Annotated in this window: 1 protein-coding gene; it reads left to right on the plus strand. The window is 61.2% G+C overall.

All coding sequences use genetic code 11. From position 1 onward, the window contains the following. Positions 1 to 378: hypothetical protein (locus AC1DY7_RS31425; protein WP_477497668.1), on the plus strand; the 378-nt coding region annotated here is incomplete at both ends.

Consider the following 378-nt stretch of genomic DNA (forward strand, 5'->3'; position numbering starts at 1 on the left):
TGTCGCTACTGGAGGCCCAGCCGGGCATCATCGTTGCCGAACAACAGGTACGCGATGGCCAATTCTATCTTGCCGGCCTGAGAGACCCGCTTGCCGCCGACCCGCAGTCGCTGTTGTCTGGAACTGAGGTCGATCCCGCCCAGGTTCATTCGCAGTGGCAATTCTATSAGAGCCTTGAWCCSRAGTTCGTSKTSAAGCGGCTGACGGCGTCGCTGGTTCCGCCTGAGACAGTACGACTTTCGATCGTCAATGATCGCATCGTTGCCGAGGGTGAGGCCCCCGGCACCTGGATAGATCGGGCGCGCGCGGCGGCCCGACAGCTTTCGGCAGGCGGACCGGAATTCGACATCTCCAAGGTCCGTGATGTAAGCCCTGAAG

Source organism: Mycobacterium sp. P2_H7 (assembly GCF_056403275.1).